Annotated in this window: 16 protein-coding genes and 2 pseudogenes; 4 read left to right on the plus strand and 14 right to left on the minus strand. The window is 72.7% G+C overall.

The genetic code is table 11. The features are described 5' to 3' along the window. Positions 1-28: 28 nt before the first annotated feature. The 7 genes from N8I86_RS07375 to N8I86_RS07405 form a co-directional block, all read right to left on the minus strand. Positions 29-544 carry a tetratricopeptide repeat protein gene (locus N8I86_RS07375; protein WP_073895180.1) on the minus strand — a complete coding sequence of 172 codons (516 nt, stop codon included), beginning with the start codon at positions 542-544 and terminating at the stop codon, positions 29-31. A 100-nt stretch (positions 545-644) separates the two neighbouring features. Then, positions 645-1,328, minus strand: coding sequence for a uracil-DNA glycosylase (locus N8I86_RS07380; RefSeq protein WP_263277437.1), 684 nt, complete (start codon positions 1,326-1,328; stop codon positions 645-647). A gap of 93 nt (positions 1,329-1,421) precedes the next feature. Beyond that, positions 1,422-2,999 carry an ABC transporter substrate-binding protein gene (locus N8I86_RS07385; protein WP_073895184.1) on the minus strand — a complete coding sequence of 526 codons (1,578 nt, stop codon included), beginning with the start codon at positions 2,997-2,999 and terminating at the stop codon, positions 1,422-1,424. Positions 3,000-3,201: 202 nt separating this feature from the next. Beyond that, complete coding sequence (locus N8I86_RS07390; RefSeq protein WP_073895186.1) at positions 3,202-3,960, minus strand: SDR family oxidoreductase; 759 nt, start codon at positions 3,958-3,960, stop codon at positions 3,202-3,204. 21 nt (positions 3,961-3,981) lie between these two features. Beyond that, entirely contained in the window at positions 3,982-4,743 is a 762-nt protein-coding gene (gene fabG, locus N8I86_RS07395; protein ID WP_073895188.1) for a 3-oxoacyl-ACP reductase FabG, read from the minus strand. Between the two features lie 148 nt (positions 4,744-4,891). Beyond that, positions 4,892-5,320: a DUF3037 domain-containing protein gene (locus tag N8I86_RS07400; protein ID WP_073895393.1), complete on the minus strand. Its 429-nt coding sequence runs from the start codon at positions 5,318-5,320 to the stop codon at positions 4,892-4,894. Between the two features lie 17 nt (positions 5,321-5,337). Continuing rightward, positions 5,338-6,108 carry a HipA family kinase gene (locus N8I86_RS07405; protein WP_073895191.1) on the minus strand — a complete coding sequence of 257 codons (771 nt, stop codon included), beginning with the start codon at positions 6,106-6,108 and terminating at the stop codon, positions 5,338-5,340. Positions 6,109-6,281: 173 nt separating this feature from the next. Here N8I86_RS07405 and N8I86_RS07410 point away from each other — a divergent pair, with 173 nt between their 5' ends. Further along, the gene (locus N8I86_RS07410) at positions 6,282-6,722 is read left to right on the plus strand and encodes a Rieske (2Fe-2S) protein (RefSeq protein WP_263277438.1); all 441 of its coding nucleotides are present in this window, start codon (positions 6,282-6,284) and stop codon (positions 6,720-6,722) included. Here N8I86_RS07410 and N8I86_RS07415 read toward each other — a convergent pair. Then, complete coding sequence (locus N8I86_RS07415; RefSeq protein WP_263277439.1) at positions 6,709-7,371, minus strand: cysteine hydrolase family protein; 663 nt, start codon at positions 7,369-7,371, stop codon at positions 6,709-6,711. The genes N8I86_RS07410 and N8I86_RS07415 overlap by 14 nt on opposite strands. Positions 7,372-7,520: 149 nt before the next feature. Between N8I86_RS07415 and N8I86_RS07420 the strand changes: the two genes are divergently transcribed. After that, positions 7,521-7,991: a pyridoxamine 5'-phosphate oxidase family protein gene (locus N8I86_RS07420; protein ID WP_073895197.1), complete on the plus strand. Its 471-nt coding sequence runs from the start codon at positions 7,521-7,523 to the stop codon at positions 7,989-7,991. A gap of 3 nt (positions 7,992-7,994) precedes the next feature. On the opposite strand, the gene N8I86_RS07425 is transcribed toward N8I86_RS07420, so the two are convergent. Further along, positions 7,995-8,897: a LysR family transcriptional regulator gene (locus tag N8I86_RS07425; protein ID WP_073895199.1), complete on the minus strand. Its 903-nt coding sequence runs from the start codon at positions 8,895-8,897 to the stop codon at positions 7,995-7,997. 74 nt (positions 8,898-8,971) lie between these two features. Between N8I86_RS07425 and N8I86_RS07430 the strand changes: the two genes are divergently transcribed. Then, positions 8,972-9,904 (plus strand): DMT family transporter, encoded by a 933-nt coding sequence (locus tag N8I86_RS07430; RefSeq protein ID WP_263277440.1) that lies wholly within the window; start codon positions 8,972-8,974, stop codon positions 9,902-9,904. A gap of 199 nt (positions 9,905-10,103) precedes the next feature. On the opposite strand, the gene N8I86_RS07435 is transcribed toward N8I86_RS07430, so the two are convergent. Continuing rightward, positions 10,104-11,435, minus strand: coding sequence for an aminotransferase class I/II-fold pyridoxal phosphate-dependent enzyme (locus tag N8I86_RS07435; protein ID WP_263277441.1), 1,332 nt, complete (start codon positions 11,433-11,435; stop codon positions 10,104-10,106). 48 nt (positions 11,436-11,483) lie between these two features. Between N8I86_RS07435 and N8I86_RS07440 the strand changes: the two genes are divergently transcribed. Next, positions 11,484-12,164 carry a pyridoxamine 5'-phosphate oxidase family protein gene (locus N8I86_RS07440; protein WP_073895205.1) on the plus strand — a complete coding sequence of 227 codons (681 nt, stop codon included), beginning with the start codon at positions 11,484-11,486 and terminating at the stop codon, positions 12,162-12,164. Positions 12,165-12,195: 31 nt separating this feature from the next. Here N8I86_RS07440 and N8I86_RS07445 read toward each other — a convergent pair. From N8I86_RS07445 to N8I86_RS07460, 4 genes and pseudogenes are all read right to left on the minus strand, one after another. Then, positions 12,196-13,136, minus strand: a pseudogene (locus N8I86_RS07445) (DMT family transporter). A gap of 192 nt (positions 13,137-13,328) precedes the next feature. Then, the gene (locus tag N8I86_RS07450) at positions 13,329-14,333 is read right to left on the minus strand and encodes an EamA family transporter (protein ID WP_073895208.1); all 1,005 of its coding nucleotides are present in this window, start codon (positions 14,331-14,333) and stop codon (positions 13,329-13,331) included. Between the two features lie 461 nt (positions 14,334-14,794). After that, positions 14,795-15,070 (minus strand): hypothetical protein, encoded by a 276-nt coding sequence (locus N8I86_RS07455; RefSeq protein ID WP_404830792.1) that lies wholly within the window; start codon positions 15,068-15,070, stop codon positions 14,795-14,797. Positions 15,071-15,191: 121 nt separating this feature from the next. Further along, positions 15,192-15,530, minus strand: a pseudogene (locus N8I86_RS07460) (peptidase); the annotation flags it as partial. Between the last annotated feature and the right edge of the window lie 239 nt (positions 15,531-15,769).

The following is a 15,769-nucleotide window of genomic DNA, read 5'->3' on the forward strand; positions in this document are numbered from 1 at the left end:
GGACCCGCAGGACCCCGGTCCGCCGGTCCTAGCTCGGCCGCTGCCGGGGCGGCCCCCACAGGTCCCCGCCCGCCGCGCCGTCCTCACCCAGCCGCAGTTCCAGCCGGCCGATCGCGGCCCGGACGCCGCTGCCGTAGCCGTCGTCGGCCAGTGCGCCCGCGGCGGTCCGGGCCCGGCGCAGATGGCTGCGGGCGGCCTCCGCACGGCCGAGCTTGACGTAGTCGGCGGCCAGATTCAGGTGCAGGGAGGGGAGGAACCCCCGCACACCCGGCGGATCGCCGCCGCGACCGTCCGCCAGCTCCTCCGCCGCCGACAACGCCCTGAGGTCCCAGGCCAGTTCGTCCGCGGGGTCGTCCTGGGTGTCGGCGAGGTAGTGGGCGAGGGTGCATCGGTGCAGGGGGGCGCCGTCCTCGCCGATCTCGGCCCACAGGTCCAGGAAGCGGCTGCGGGCCTCCTCGCGGTCGCCACCGTGGTGGAGCATCACGACCTGCCCGATCCGTGTCAGCACGGCGTCCGCTGCCGCCTGCTCCTGTCGCTCCGCCACGGTGTCCCTCCGGGACGTCGGCAATGGTCCACTGCCGACGCTAACCGGCGCCGTGGGCATATCCGGTCAGGCGGCGCCGTCGCGCCGGGACCGGTGGCCGTCAGCCCAGGTTCGGGATGGTCCAGTCGATGGGCTGGTGGCCCTGCCGGGCGATGGCCTCGTTGATCTGGGTGAAGGGGCGCGAGCCGAAGAACTTCTTCGCCGACAGCGGCGACGGGTGGGCGCCCTTGACCACGATGTGCCCGGTCTCGTCGATCAGCGGGAGCTTCTTCTGCGCGTAGTTGCCCCACAGGACGAAGACCGCCGGGTCCGGGCGGGAGACCACCGCACGGATCACCGCGTCCGTGAACTTCTCCCAGCCCTTGCCCTTGTGCGAGTTGGCCTCGCCGGCCCGGACCGTGAGGACCGCGTTGAGCAGCAGGACGCCCTGCTGTGCCCACGGCATCAGGTAGCCGTTGTCCGGGACGGGCAGGCCCAGCTCCTCCTGCATCTCCTTGTAGATGTTCCGCAGGGAGGGCGGGGTCTTCACCCCCGGGCGGACCGAGAAGCACAGGCCGTGGCCCTGGCCCTCGCCGTGGTAGGGGTCCTGCCCCAGGACGAGGACCTTGACCTGCTCGTACGGCGTGGCGTCCAGCGCGGCGAAGACCTCCTCGCGCGGCGGGTAGACAGGGCCGTTCGCCCGCTCCTCCTCGACGAACTCGGTCAGCTCCTTGAAGTAGGGCTGCTCCAGCTCGTCGCCCAGAACCCCGCGCCAGGACTCGGGCAGCATGGCGATGTCGGTCACGTCAACGTCCTCACGATGTCGATCAACTACGGCCTGCGGTCACTGCTCCAGAACCTACAGGCGACCACTGACAACGGCTGCCGTGAGGGCCGTTCACCAACTGGTCTTGCGGTGCAGCATCCACATCATCATGATCGTCGACGGGTCGAGGGCCTGCTCGCCGCCGGAGACGTCGTCGCTGGCCGCCACGTACTGCCGGCCCTGCCACAGCGGGATCAGCCGGGCGTCGTCGACCAGGACCTGCTGGGCCTGCTCCATGTCCTTGACGGTCTGGGCACGGTCGCTCTCCGCGCGCGAGTGGGGCAGCAGCCGGTCGGTGATCTCCTTGGCCGGGTAGGGCGTGCCGAGCGCGTTCTTCGCACCGACGAACGGGGCGATGAAGTTGTCGGCGTCCGGGAAGTCCGGGAACCAGCCGCGGCCGAACACCGGGTACTCGCCCTTCTGGTAGCCGACCACATAGGTCTTCCAGGGGCGGCTCTTGAGGGTGACGGTGAACAGGCCCGAGGCCTCCAGCTGCCGCTTGATCTCCTTGAACATCAGTGCCGTCTCGGAGCCGTAGCGGTCCGTGGTGTACCAGAGGGTGAGCGGGACGGGGCGGGTGATGCCCGCGTCGGTGAGCATCTTGCGCGCCTTGGGGACGCTCGGGTCGCCGTAGTCGTCGAAGAAGCTGGTGGCGTGCCCGGTGAGGCCCTTGGGCACCATCGAGTACAGCGGGTCGACGGTGTCGCGGTAGACCTTGTGCGAGATCGCGCCGCGGTCGACGACCTGGGCGACGGCCTTGCGCACCGCGGGCTGCTTGGCCCAGGGGTCCTTGGGGTTGAACACCAGGTAGCTGATGTCGGTGCCGGCGCCGTCGACCAGTTGCAGATCGGCGGTGTCGTGCTGCTGCAGCGCGATGATGTCGTCGGCGGCGAGACCGCGGTAGGTGACGTCGATCTGCTTGTCGCGCAGCGCCTTGACCATGGTGGACGAGTCCTGGAAGTAGCGGATGGTCACCGCGTCGTTCTGCCGGTCGGCGAAGCCCCGGTAGTTGCCGTTGCCGACCAGGACGGCCTGCTTGCCGTCCTCGTACGACTGGAGCTTGTACGGTCCGGATCCGTAGACCTTGGTGTCCTTGCGCAGGGAGTTGGCGGGGTAGTCGTCCGGGTCGACGATCGACATGGCGGGGGTGGCCAGGACGAACGGGAAGGTGGCGTCCGGCTGGTTGAGGTGGAAGATCACCTCGCGGTCGCCGGAGGTCTGGACGCGGTCCAGGCTGCCGAGCAGCCCCGCGGGCCCGCCGGGGGCGTTGATGGTGCGGATGCGGTCGATGGAGTGCTGGACGGCCTCCGCGTTCAGCGGGTCGCCGTCGGCGAACTTCATCCCCGAGCGCAGCTTGCAGCGGTAGGTGCGGCTGCTGTTGTCGGTGAAGGCGCAACTCTCGGCGGCGTCGGGCTGCGGGGAGGTGGCGCCGCTGGGGTAGGCGAGGAGCGTCTGGAAGATGTTGCGGTACAGCTCCCAGGAGCCGTCCCACGCTCCGGCCGGGTCCAGCGTGCTGGGCGCGCTGGTGGTGCCCACGACGATCGGCCCCTCGCTCTCGGGGTCGCTGTCGGACAGCAGACTGCAGCCGGTCACCAGGGATATGGACGCGATCGCCGCGACTCTCCGCAGGAATCGGTTCCGGTTGAACACGCGCACGCTCCTCGATCTGCCATACCAAGGGTCGGCAGACCATACCGCAGCGTCCGGGCCCCTGAACCTCCTCCGAAGCAGGCGTTCTTGATCGATTGAACGATGACTACGTTGTCATGCCGCTGGATGTATCCCCAGAGGCGTTTCGGGCGCCGTTCCGCGGGGAAACGGCGCCCGATACGGACGTCCGGCAGTCGGACGGTCAGACGCCGGCGTTGAGGAAGAGGCCGCCGTCGACCACGAGCGTCTGGCCGGTGATCCAGTCGGACTGCTCCGAGGTGAGGAACGCCGCCGCGCCGCCGATGTCGGAGGGCACGCCGAGCCGGGCGAGCGGGTAGGAGGCGGCCGCCTCCTCCTCGCGGCCCTCGTACAGGGCCTGCGCGAACTTGGTCTTGACGACCGCCGGGGCGATGGCGTTGACCCGCACCTTCGGCGCGAACTCGTGCGCCAGCTGCTGGGTCAGGTTGATCATCGCGGCCTTGCTGACACCGTAGGCGCCGATGAACGGCGAGGGCGCGAGGCCGGCGATCGACGCGATGTTGACGATCGCGCCGCCGTTGTCCTTCTGCCAGGCGTGCCAGGTCTTCTGGGCGAAGCCGAGCGCGGAGATCACGTTGGTCTCGAAGACCTTGCGGGCGACGTTCAGGTCGAGGTCCGCGATCGGGCCGAACACCGGGTTGGTACCGGCGTTGTTGACCAGGAAGTCGAGGCGGCCGAAGGCCTCCATGGTGCGCTCGACGGCCTCGGTCTGGTGGTCGAGGTCGTGGGCCTTACCGGCGACGCCGATGACACGCTCGGCGCCGAGCCGGTCGACGGCCTCCTTGAGGGCGTCCTCGGTGCGGCCGGTGATGCAGACGCGGTCGCCGCGGGCGACCAGCGCCTCGGCCACGCCGTAGCCGATACCGCGGCTGGCGCCCGTCACGAGGGCGACCCGGCCGGACAGCTCCGGAAGTTCAGTCATGTCGGTGATTCCCCAAGGTCCCTAGTCGAGCGGTCCGCCGGCGACGTACAGCACCTGGCCCGAGACGAAGCCGGCCGCCTCGCCGGTGAAGAAGGCGATGGCGTTGGCGATGTCCTCGGGCTCGCCCACGCGCTGCACCGGGATCTGGGTGGCGGCGGCGGCCTTGAAGTCGTCGAAGCCCATGCCGACGCGGTCGGCGGTGGCCTTGGTCATCTCGGTGGCGATGAAGCCGGGGGCCACGGCGTTGGCGGTGATGCCGAACTTGCCCAGCTCGATGGCGAGGGTCTTGGTGAAGCCCTGCAGACCGGCCTTGGCGGCGGAGTAGTTGGCCTGGCCGCGGTTGCCGAGCGCCGAGGAGGAGGAGAGGTTGACGACCCGGCCGAAGCCGGCGTCGACCATGTGCCTCTGGACGGCCTTGGTCATCAGGAAGGAGCCGCGCAGGTGCACGTTCAGGACGGTGTCCCAGTCGGAGACGCTCATCTTGAACAGCAGGTTGTCGCGCAGCACGCCCGCGTTGTTGACGAGGATCGTCGGGGCGCCCAGCTCCTCGACGATCCGGGCGACGGCCGCCTCGACCTGGGCTTCGTCGGAGACGTCGGCGCCGATCGCGACGGCCTTGCCGCCGGCCGCGGTGATCTTCTCGACGGTGTCCTTGCAGGCGGCTTCGTCGAGGTCGATCACGGCGACCGCGCGACCCTCGGCGGCCAGCCGTACGGCGGTGGCGGCGCCGATGCCGCGCGCCGCGCCGGTGACTACCGCGACCCGCTGTTCAGTGGTGGACATTGCTGCTTCTCCTCGCCCTTGAGAGAACCTGTCGGGGCCCCCGTCGGAGGCCCCTCATGCGGTGAGCGACCGCTTAGTACCTTCAGCACCCGTGACGCTAGAAGCCCTGGCACCCGGTGTCAACGGCACACCCGGCCGGTGTGATCCATTACCTCACCAGGAGGTCCAGCAACCGTTCCGTCTCGGCGGCCGGGTCGGTGGTCAGACCGGTGTGCACGGGCCCGGGCTGGACGACGGTGGAACGCGGCGCGATCAGCCACCGGAAGCGCCGTCCGGCGTCGTCACCGGCCGCCTGGCCGGCGCCGTCCCCGCCCGCGCACACCTTCTCCACGGCGTCGAGCGCGGCCCGGATCCCGGTCAGGTCCGCCCGCGGGTCCAGGGCCAGCAGCCGGGCCTCGTCCAGATGGGTTCGAGCCCCCACGTAGGCCCGGGCGCGGGAGTACACGACGACGCCCGCGTTGATGCACTCGCCGCGCTCCACGCGCGGAACGACCCGCAGCAGCGCGTACTCGAACACGTCCCGGTCGCCGCCCTGACCCGCCCGGGTGATGTGCCGCTCGGTCACATGGCCGGCCATGTGGATGTGACGCTCGCTCACTTGCCCTCCTCCAAGCCGATGCCGGTGATGCGTCCGGCGATGACGGCGGCCCGCGCGAGCAGCGGCCGCGCGTAGGCCCGGCGCAGCTCGTCCGGGGTGTCGAAGCCGGGCTCCCCGGCGAGCCACGCCTCGGGGATCTCGGCGGTGACCTCGTCCAGCAGGTCCTGGGTGACCCTGGGTGCCAGTTCGGCCGCCGCGGCGGTGACGTCCGGGGCGAAACGGGCGAGGGCGTGGTCGGCGGCGTCGTAGGGACGGGCCGCGGAGGCCTCGGCGGAGGGCCAGTTGTGGTGCCAGATCATCGTGGCGCCGTGGTCGATGAGCCACAGTTCCTCCCGGTGCACCAGGAGGTTGGGATTGCGCCAGGACCGGTCGACGTTGTTGATCAGCGCGTCGAACCAGACGATCCGGCCCGCCTCCTCCGCGCTCACCTCGAAGGCGAGCGGGTCGTAGCCGAGGGCACCGGACAGGAAGTCCATGCCGAGATTGGTGCCGCCGCTGCCCCGGAGCAGGTCCTGCACCTGCTGTTCGGGCTCGCCGAGCCCGAGCACCGGATCCAGCTCGACGGTGACCAGGCGGGGCATCCGGAACCCGAGGCGCCGGGCGAGTTCGCCGCAGACCACCTCGGCGACCAGTGTCTTGCGGCCCTGACCGGCACCGGTGAACTTCATGACGTACGTCCCGAAGTCGTCGGCCTCGACGAGTCCCGGCAGCGAGCCCCCCTCACGCAGGGGCGTGATGTAACGGGTGGCGGTGACTTCCTTGAGCATCGCCCCAGGTTACTGATCGCGGCGGGCGCCCGGCCGACAGCGGGCCCACAGCCACGGTTCACGGCCCGCCCACCACCCGGCCGCAAGGATCTGGGTGCCCGTCTGAACGGCCGCCGCCCCGGGGCCGTACCCCATGACGGATCACGTCGAGCTCCGCGGAAGGGATTGCCCACATGACCAGCGCTTCGCTCCAGCCCGCATCGGGACCGGCCCGCCGTACCGTCATGGCGGCGGCGGGAGCGGCAGGGCTCGCCGCCGCGCTGACCGCCTGCGGTTCGGGCGACGACTCGTCCGACACCGTCGACACCGGGGCCGGACAGGCCGCGGGCGGCACGCTCGCCAAGACCTCGGACATCCCCGAGGGGGGCGGCAGGATATTCAAAAATCAGGGTGTCGTGGTCACCCAGCCGGCGGCGGGCACGTTCAAGGCGTTCTCGTCCAAGTGCACCCACCAGGGCTGCGCGGTCGGCAGTGTGGCGGACGGCGTCATCGTCTGCCCGTGCCACAACAGCCACTTCTCCGCCGAGGACGGCAGCGTGAAGAAGGGACCGGCGACCAAGCCGCTGCCCGCGGCGAAGATCACCGTCTCCGGGGAGGACATCAAGCTGGCCTGAGCGGGGTCGGTCCCGCCGGTTGCGGGAACAGGCAGCCAAGGACGTCGTCGGTGGTCGTGACGGTGGCGACCAGTGCGAGGGTGTGGCGGATCATCGCGGGGGTGTAGTCCGCCGGCACCCCCGCGACGGCGTCGGCCGGCACGACGGCGGTGTAGCCGAGGTTCACGGCGTCGAACACCGCGTTGGGCACGGCCACGTTGGCCGAGACCCCGGTGACCACCAGTGTGCGGCAGCCGAGGTTGCGCAGCAGGGCGTCGACGCCGGTGCCGTGGATCGGGGACAGGCCGTGCAGCCGCCGTACGACGAGATCCTCCTCGGCGACCTCGATCGGAGGCGCGACCCGGACCGCGCTGGTGCCGGTCAGCTGCTGGACGGGGAGCCGTCCGGCGGCGCGGAACAGGCGGGCGTTGCGGTTCGCGCCCCGGCCGTCCGGGCGGCGCTCGGCGACCGCGTGGATCACCTGGACGCCAGCCCGGTGCGCGGCGGCGACCAGCCGGGATACATTGCCCAGAGCTCCGGAGGAGCGGGCCTCGCGGGCCAGTTCGGGCAGGGCGCTGTCCGGTCCGACCACCCCCTGCTGGCACTCCACGGTCAGCAGGACGGTGTGCGCGGGGTCGAGGAGGTCCCGCAGCTGCTCGTACGACGGCATCACGCACTCTTTCACCGGGGCTCGGGGCGGTGAGAGTAGCCGTGTCCGGGCGCGGGTGGAAGACGAGGCATTCCTTTTTCTGACGTGATGTCAGAGGATCACCGGTACAGGGTAGTTCTCTGGCACGACGTGGGAGAAGAGGGGGCCGTATGACCGTCACTCAGCAGCGCCGGGGCCGGAAGATCATGATGACGCCGGGCGAGCTGGACGAGTTCCTCACCGCCCAGCGCACCTGCCGGGTCGCGACCGTCTCGGCGGACGGCGCACCGCACGTGAGCGCGCTGTGGTTCGCCTGGGACGGGACGTCGCTGTGGTTGTACTCGGTGGTGCGCAGCAGGCGCTGGGCGCAGTTGCGCCGCGATCCGCGGGTGGCGGTCGTGGTCGACTCGGGCGAGGAGTACGACCAGTTGCGCGGCGTCGAGCTGGCCGGCCGGGTGGAGTTCGTGGGCGAGGTACCGCGCACCGGTGAGCTGTGCGCGGAGCTCGACACGGCCGAGACGCTGTTCGCCCGGAAGAACTTCGGCCTGGACGAGATGCCGCACGACGGGCGGCACGCCTGGGCCCGGCTGACCCCGGAGAAGATCGTCTCCTGGGACTTCCGCAAGCTGGGCGGTGCGTAGGGGTCAGTCGAGCCGGCGGGCCGCCGTGCGCAGGGCCTCGACCGCCGCGCGGATCGAGGGCCGGCGGTCGGCGTCCGCCCGCCAGACGACGTACACATGGCGACGGATCCGCTGCCGCAGCGGGACCAGGACCAGGCCCTCGGGCACGGGACGGCGGCCGAGCAGCGGCGCGATGCACACCCCGAGCCCGGCGGCGACCAGGCCGAGCTGGGTGTGGGTCTCGCCGGCGCGGTGGCCGATGATCGGCTCGATGCCCTTGGACCGCAGCGTGAACATCAGCCACTCGTGGCAGAACTCGCCCTCGCCCCAGGTGATCCACTCGTCCTCGGCGAACTCGGCGAGGTCCACCTCGTCCCGGCCGGCGAGCCGGTGCCCGGCGGGCATGGCGACCTCCGCGGGATCGTCCAGCAGGGGCGCCTTGACCAGGCCGTCCGGGACGGGCATCGGCTTGTTGTACCAGTCCAGGACGACGGCCAGGTCGAGATCGCCGCGGACCACCCCGGCGACGCCCTTCTCCGGCTCCAGCTCGCTGGAGCGCAGGCGCAGCCCGGGATGCTGGGCGCGCAGGGTGGCCAGCGCGTCCGGGAACAGGCCGCGGGCGGCGGTCGGGAAGGCGGAGAGCCGGAGTTCGCCCACGACCTGGCCGCGGTGCGCCTCCAGGTCGGACTCGGCCAGCTCGACCTGCGACAGGATGCGCCCCGCGTGCTCCGACAGCAGCCGGCCGGCGTCCGTGAGGCGTACGCCGCGCCCGTTCTTGGCGAGGAGCTGCTGGCCGATCTCCCGCTCCAGCTTGCTCAGCTGCTGGGAGACCGCGGACGTGGTGACGTGCAGCGCCTCGGCCGCCGCGCTGACCGAGCCGTGCCGGGCCAGGGCGTCCAGGGTGCGCAGGCGCTCGATGTTCAACATGTAAGAGATACTAAGAGATATCGAGTGACAATTCTCGATTGTGCTACGAGGTTGCTTCAAGCATCGTTGACGCCATGAGCACGGTCACCGCACCCCGGACCCAGTCCCCCGCACCCGCCCGCCCCCGCGCCCGCCTCGACTGGCGCCTGCGCTTCGGCGCCCTCTCCCTGATCTGGGGCTTCAGCTTCCTGCTGATCAAGGTGGGCACGGACGGGTACGCGCCGTTCCAGGTGACGCTCGGGCGGCTGGTGTTCGGTTCGGCGGTGCTGGCGGCGGCGATGGCCGTGAAGCGGCAGCGGCTGCCGCGCGGGGCCCGTCTGTGGGGCCACATGGCGGTCGCCGCGTTCTTCCTGAACGCCCTGCCGTTCTCCCTCTTCGCCTACGCGGAGCTGACGATCCCGTCCACGCTGGCCGGCATCTGCAACGCGACGTCCCCGCTGTGGGGCATGGCGCTGTCCCTGGTCGCCCTCTCCGAGGACCGGCCCACCCGGGTGCGCGTCGCCGGTCTCGGCCTCGGCTTCCTCGGCGTTCTGACGGTGCTCGGCGCCTGGCAGGGCTTCCACGGTCTGGACGCGAGGGGCACGGCGATGGCGCTGCTCGCCTCCCTGAGCTACCCGGTGGGGTGGATCTACGTCCGGCGGAAGCTGGCGGGCACGGGCAACTCCCACCTGTCGATGACGGGCGCGCAGCTGATGCTGGCGACGCTCCAGCTGGCCGTCGTCACCCCGCTGTTCGCCGGGTTCCCCACCCATGTCTCCGTGGTGCCGCTGCTGGCGATCGCCGCGCTGGGCGCGCTGGGCACGGGGCTGGCGGTGCTCCTCCAGTACGGGCTGGTCGCCGAGGTCGGCCCGACCACCGCGCAGATGGTCACGTACTTCATCCCGGTCATCGCCACGGCCGCGGGCGTGGCGATCCTGGGAGAGTCACTGCGCTGGACCACACCGGTGGGCGCGGTCGTCGTCCTGGCGGGCGCGGCCCTCACCCAGGTCCGCCGCCGGGGCGCCTAGCGATTCGGCGCGTGCCGGGGCGCGGGTCGCCGATGTCCTCCGGCCCCCACTCGGCCCCGCCCGTACGCCCAGCCGTGGACGCGGCCCGGGGAGGGTCGGACCGCGCGTGCGCCTAGGGCCTGTCGTTTGGATCATGCCCGCGTCGCGGTCGGCCGACAAGGCACCGTGAGCCAGGCCGGCCTGGTCCGAACGACAGGCCCTAGCCGTAGACCCGGACCGGGGAGGGGCGGACCGCTGTCGCGACCGCGGTCGCCAGCGGGGTGATGTCCTCCGGGGTGAGGGGTGAGACCGTGATGCGGATGCCGGGCGGGGACGCCAGCCGGAAGCGGGCGCCCGGGGCGACCGCCCATCCCGCCTGGAGGAGGCGGGCCACCGCGCCGGTCTCGTCGGGCACCGGCACCCACACGTTCATCCCGCTGCGGCCGTGCGCCGCGACCCCGTGGGTCGCCAGCGCGTCGACGAGGGCATTCCGGCGGGCGCCGTACGACTGCGCCACCGCCGCCCGGTCGACCGCGCCGTCCGCCCACAGCCGGACCACGGCCCGCTGCAGCAGCAGGCTCACCCAGCCAGGGCCGAGGCGCTGCCGGCCCCGCACCCGGTCGACGGTGACACCGTCGCCGGTGAGGACGGCGAGTCGCAGGTCGGGGCCGTAGGCCTTGGCGGCGGAGCGGACGAAGGCCCAGTGCCGGGTGACGCCGGCGAGCGGGTGCAGCGGCAGGTCGACGATGCCGTGGCCGTGGTCGTCCTCGATGAGCAGCGTCTCCGGGTGCGCGCGCAGCACCGCCCGCAGGTCGTGCGCGCGCGACGCGGTCACGGAGGCGCCGGTCGGGTTCTGCGCGCGGTCGGTGACGATGAGGGCGCGGGCCCCGGACTCCAGGGCGCGACGCAGGTCGTCGGGGCGCGGCCCGTCGTCGTCGACACCGACGGGGACCGGGCGCAGCCCGAGAGCGGGGACCAGGTCGAGGGCGCTGCCCCAGCCGGGGTCCTCCAGGGCGACCGCGTCGCCCGGCCTGAGATGGGCGGCGAGGACGCGTTCGATGGCGTCCAGGGAGCCGGAGGTGACCGTCACCGGGCCCGTCGGCAGGCCGTCGGCGTCGAACTCGGCACGCGCGAGGCGGACGAGTTCCGCGTCGACGGGGTCGTCTCCGTAGAGGACGGGCCGGCGGTCGCCCTGCTCGGCCGCCGCGGCCAGGGCCGGTGCCAGGCGGGGCAACAGGGCCGTATCGGGGTTGCCGGTGGACAGGTCGCGGCCCCCCGCGGGCACCTCCACCCGCAGTTCCTCACGGCCGGTGGTGGCCGGCTTGGGCCGGACCCGACTGCCCCGGCGGCCGGCCGTCTCGATGACCCCGCGTTCCCGCAGGATGCGGTAGGCGGCCGCGACGGTGTTCGGGTTCACCCCCAGCTGGGCCGCCAACTCCCGCATGGGAGGCAGGGGTTGCCCCGGCTGCAGCTCGCCCGCACCCACCGCCCGCTCCACACCGGCGGCGATCTCGGCTGCGCCCCGTCCTTGAATCCGATACTCTCCTAGCACAAAGCCTATTATGCACTAGTGCAATAGAGATCGCCAGGAGGACCCGTCATGCAGGGCACGACCGAGGAAGCGCGGACCGCCGCCTACACGCCGACCGACCGCACCGTCCCCACGCGCTCCGCGGACCGGGCGTCGTACGACAAGGAACTGGTCCACGCGATACTCGACGAGGGATACGTCTGCCACCTCGGCTTCGTCCGCGACGGCGCGCCGGTGGTGCTGCCGACGCTGTACGGCCGGGTCGGCGAGCGCCTCTACGTCCACGGGTCCACCGGCTCGCGCCCGCTGCGGATGACCGGCCAGGCCGACCCCGGCCTGCGGGTGTGCCTCACAGTCACGCACGTCGACGGGCTGGTGCTGGCCCGGTCGGCCTTCCACCACTCGATCAACTACCGCTCGGTCGTGGTGCACGGTGTCGCGCACGAGGTGACCGACCCCGAGGAGCGGCGGCTGGCCCTGGACGCGCTGGTGGACCACGTCGTCGCGGGCCGGGCAGCCGACTCCCGGCCCGCGAACAAGAAGGAGCTGGCCGCCACCGCGGTGATCCGCCTCGACCTCCGGGAGGTGTCGGCCAAGGTCCGCACCGGCGGCGCCCACGACGAGCCGGAGGACCTGGGCCTCCCCCACTGGGCCGGCGTCGTCCCGCTCCGCAAGGGCTACGACACCCCCGTCGCCAACGCCGACCTCGCGCCCGGCATCGGACTGCCGGACTACCTGTCGGCGCCCTGACGGGCATCGCCGCGGGCGGCGGGCCCACGGGTCACACCGGCGCGGGCTGCCGCCGGGCCCCGCGTGCCTCGCTCACGGCGAGTCCGGCGACCGCGCCCAGCAGGAGCAGGGTGCCGGCCGCGGTGGCCGCGGTGAGCCGCTCGCCGAGCAGGGCCACGGCGAGCACGGCCGCGGTCACCGGTTCCAGCAGCATGATCACGGACACGGTGGCGGACCGTACGACGGCCGCACCCGCGAAGTAGAGCGCGTACGCCAGGGCCGTCGGCACCGCCGCGGTGTACAGCAGCAGCCACAGCAGCCGCGCCGGGTGGGCGGTGTGCGGCAGCAGTCCCTCGTGCAGCGCGAACGGCAGCAGGCACAGGGCGGTCACGGCGAACGCCCCCACGGTGGTGTCGGACGCGTCGGCACTGCCGTCCCGGCCCCACCAGCGGGTCAGCAGGGTCATGGCGCCGTACCCCGCCGCCGACACCAGCGCCAGCAGCACACCGGCCGGGCGGACGGTCGCGGCCGAGCCGCCGAAGGTGAGGACGGCCAGTCCGCCGAGCGCACCGGCGACGGCCAGGACGCCTCCGGCGCCGAGCCGCTCCCCCAGCAGGAGCCGGGCGCCGAGCGCGATCAGCACCGGGCCCGCGCCGAGCGTGACGACGGTGGCCACGGCCAGTCCGGTGGACCCGACGGCCGCGAAGTAGGCGGTCTGGAACACCGCGAGGCCCAGGCCGGTGGCCACCGCGCGGCCGACCCGGCGGCCCGGGGTTCGACGGCGACCGGGCGGACGCGCGGACGCAGCCCGCGGCCGGCCAGCAGCAGCAGGAGCCCCAGCGCACAGCGCCAGAAGGACAGCCCGAAGGCGCCCATGTCACTGGTCCGGTAGACCAGCGAGGCCGCGGCGCCGGCGGTGCCCCAGGCGGCACCGGTGATGATCAGATAGAGCAGGCCACGCCCCACGGGCAGGCCGGATGCGACGTTCGACAAGGGATTCTCTCCGCAGAGGCGCACACGGTGGTGCGGAAGTTCGAGGGCGACCCCTTCGGGCGGGGCGCGCGGACTTCAGCTGCGGGCTGCACCGTCGGACCCGGCGCGGATGCGCCGGGCATGTGTACCGGAAGCCCGCCTCAGACGGCCGGGGGCGGGAGGACGAGTGCGTTCGACGCCATGTCCAGCACCCTAGGCCGCCGTACCGCGAGCGGACAACTCCAGTTCCGCACCGCCCTGGGCGACCGGCCGCGGGGAGCCGTCGGCCGGCGCGGAGGACTGGGCGATGAACGCGCCGACCAGCACGATCGCCCCGCCCGCGATCTGCGGCGCGGACAGGTGCTCGCCGAGCAGCACCCAGGCCAGCACGGTCGCGATCACCGCTTCCAGGCAGGCGACGACACCGGCGACCTGCGGGGACAGCCGCCGCACGGAGAGCACTCCGGTGACGTAGGCGGCCACCGTGGCGATCAGCACGATCCACGCCAGCAGCGCGAAGGCCGGCACGGCGGTGCCGTCGAGGTGCGCGGAACCGGCCAGCACCGACCAGTCCATGCCCCAGGGGCGGGCGACGACCGTCAGCACGGCGGCGCCACCGAGGAGCCCGTAGGCGATGACTCCGAGCGGATCGGGGGCCTCGTCGCCGGCGTCGCCGCCCTGGTCGGAGAGGACGAAGTAGCCGACCTGGCAGCAGGCCGCGCCGAGCGCGAGCAGCAGGCCCAGCGCGTCGAAGCTCAGCCCGGACCAGACCTCGACCACGCAGGCGAGACCGCCGGCCGCGAGGACCACGCCGAGCGCGGCGGCACGGGTGACGGGCCGCCGCTGCACGAACCGCACCCAGCCGAGGACGAGGGCGGGAGCCAGGTACTCGATCAGCAGCGCCACGCCCACCGGGATGCGGGAGAGCGCGGCGAAGTAGCAGGCCTGCACACCGGCGACCGCGAGCAGCCCGAAGCCGGCGAGCAGCGCCGGACGGCGGCGCAGCAGGGCGCGGTGCCGCACGGCGAGCGGCAGCATGACCAGGGCGGCGCCGGTCACCCGCAGCCACACCACGTGGAGCGGGTCCAGACCCGCCTCGATCAACGGCTTGGCGGCCACTCCGGACCCGCCGAAGGCCAGGGCCGAGGCGAGCGCGAGACCGAGCCCGACACCCTTGCCGCGGCCGCCCTGACTGCTCACAGACGTATGCACCGGCACATGATGACAGGAGAAGACAGTACCGTCACCACTGTTGGCACCTGTCTCAGCTGGTGGACGGCCTGCCGCACCGGGCGCCGCAGCGCCGGCGGCTCGCCCTGCCGGCACCGGCCGAAGCGCCGGCGGGTCACCGTGCCGTCCACGGCCGAAGCATCAGCAGGTCGCCGTTCCGGCTACGGCCGGCGCGTCACGAGTTCGCGGCGCCGTCGCCGGCCGACGCGTCACCAGGTCACCCTGTCGTCGCCGACCGCGGCGTCAGCAGGACACCGTGCCGTCCACGGCCGAATCGCCAACAGGACACCGTTCCGCTTACGGCCCGGATCGCCGGCGGCTCGCCCTGCCGGCACCGGCCGAAGCGTCAGCAGGACACCGCGGCCGTCCCCGGCCGAACCGTCACGAGTTCGCGGTGCCATCGCCGACCGACGCGTCAGCAGGACACCGTGCCGTCCACGGCCGCAGCGTCAGCAGGTCGCCGTGCCCTCGCCGGTGGGCTGCTCGGCGGTGCTCTCGACCCGGGCGGTCAGTTCCCGTGCGGAGATGCCGGCCCGCCCGAGGACTTCGACGGCGCGGGAACGCGGGTCGGCGAGGAGCGCGGCGAACAGGTCGGTGCCGCTGACTCGGTCCTCGCCCCGGCGCGCGGCACGCTCGCGCGCCCTGGCGAGGGCCGCGAACGCGGCGGGCGACCAGCCCGCTCCGTCCCGGGGCCCGCCGTGCGCGGCACGGGCGGGAGGAACCACACCTGCCGCCGGAGCGGGCGGACCGGCCGGTGCGGTCACCGCACGGGCGGGGGAACCACACCTGCCGCCGGGGCGGGCGGACCGGCCGGTGCGGTCACCGCACGGGGCTCGGGGGCGTGACGGACGACCCCGGTTCGGCCGGCGCGGGTACCGCCGCCGGCGCCCCGGAGTCCTCCACCGTGCTCTGCCAGCGCAGTCCGTAGCCGATGCTGCGCTGCACGAGATAGCCGAGCAGCCGGACGAGCCGGGGCGCCCCGCCGACGGCGGCACGCACCTCGGGGTCGTGCTCGAGGAGGGAGTGCAGCAGGTGGGCGGTGTCGACCTGGCGGTCCCCGTCCCGGACCGCCCTGCGGCGGGCACCGGCGAGCACCGCTGCCGGCTCGGCGTCGAGCCCTGCATCGTCCGCGAAGTGCGCAGCCGCCTCGTCCCGGACGGCAAGGGGGGCTGTACGGGGTTGCACATCCCCCACCTCATCAGCCACAACGAGGGGCGTCATCCACGAGGGGAACCATTTGCGCGTCCCACACCGAGTGGACAACCCCGGCCGGAATCTCATCCTTACGGAGGAGATCTGACCGGTTCGGCACAGGACACCGGAACCTGGCCGGCGCTCCTGGCTCACCCGGGTCCGTCTCCCGACCACCGCCCTGACGGTTCATCAGTATTGAATGTTCACGCCTCTGCGGCTACTTTCCGCGA

Source organism: Streptomyces albidicamelliae, from assembly GCF_025642175.1.
In the GTDB taxonomy this organism is placed as follows: Bacteria; Actinomycetota; Actinomycetes; order Streptomycetales; family Streptomycetaceae; genus Streptomyces; species Streptomyces albidocamelliae.

Excerpts from the sequence above, each read along its gene's own strand:
- N8I86_RS07390 (WP_073895186.1), bottom strand. The coding sequence starts at position 3,960 with ATGACTGAACTTCCGGAGCTGTCCGGCCGGGTCGCCCTCGTGACGGGC.
- fabG (WP_073895188.1), bottom strand. The coding sequence starts at position 4,743 with ATGTCCACCACTGAACAGCGGGTCGCGGTAGTCACCGGCGCGGCGCGC.
- N8I86_RS07400 (WP_073895393.1), bottom strand. The coding sequence starts at position 5,320 with ATGGCCGGCCATGTGACCGAGCGGCACATCACCCGGGCGGGTCAGGGC.
- N8I86_RS07405 (WP_073895191.1), bottom strand. The coding sequence starts at position 6,108 with ATGCTCAAGGAAGTCACCGCCACCCGTTACATCACGCCCCTGCGTGAG.
- N8I86_RS07410 (WP_263277438.1), top strand. The coding sequence starts at position 6,282 with ATGACCAGCGCTTCGCTCCAGCCCGCATCGGGACCGGCCCGCCGTACC.
- N8I86_RS07415 (WP_263277439.1), bottom strand. The coding sequence starts at position 7,371 with ATGCCGTCGTACGAGCAGCTGCGGGACCTCCTCGACCCCGCGCACACC.
- N8I86_RS07420 (WP_073895197.1), top strand. The coding sequence starts at position 7,521 with ATGACCGTCACTCAGCAGCGCCGGGGCCGGAAGATCATGATGACGCCG.
- N8I86_RS07425 (WP_073895199.1), bottom strand. The coding sequence starts at position 8,897 with ATGTTGAACATCGAGCGCCTGCGCACCCTGGACGCCCTGGCCCGGCAC.
- N8I86_RS07430 (WP_263277440.1), top strand. The coding sequence starts at position 8,972 with ATGAGCACGGTCACCGCACCCCGGACCCAGTCCCCCGCACCCGCCCGC.
- N8I86_RS07440 (WP_073895205.1), top strand. The coding sequence starts at position 11,484 with ATGCAGGGCACGACCGAGGAAGCGCGGACCGCCGCCTACACGCCGACC.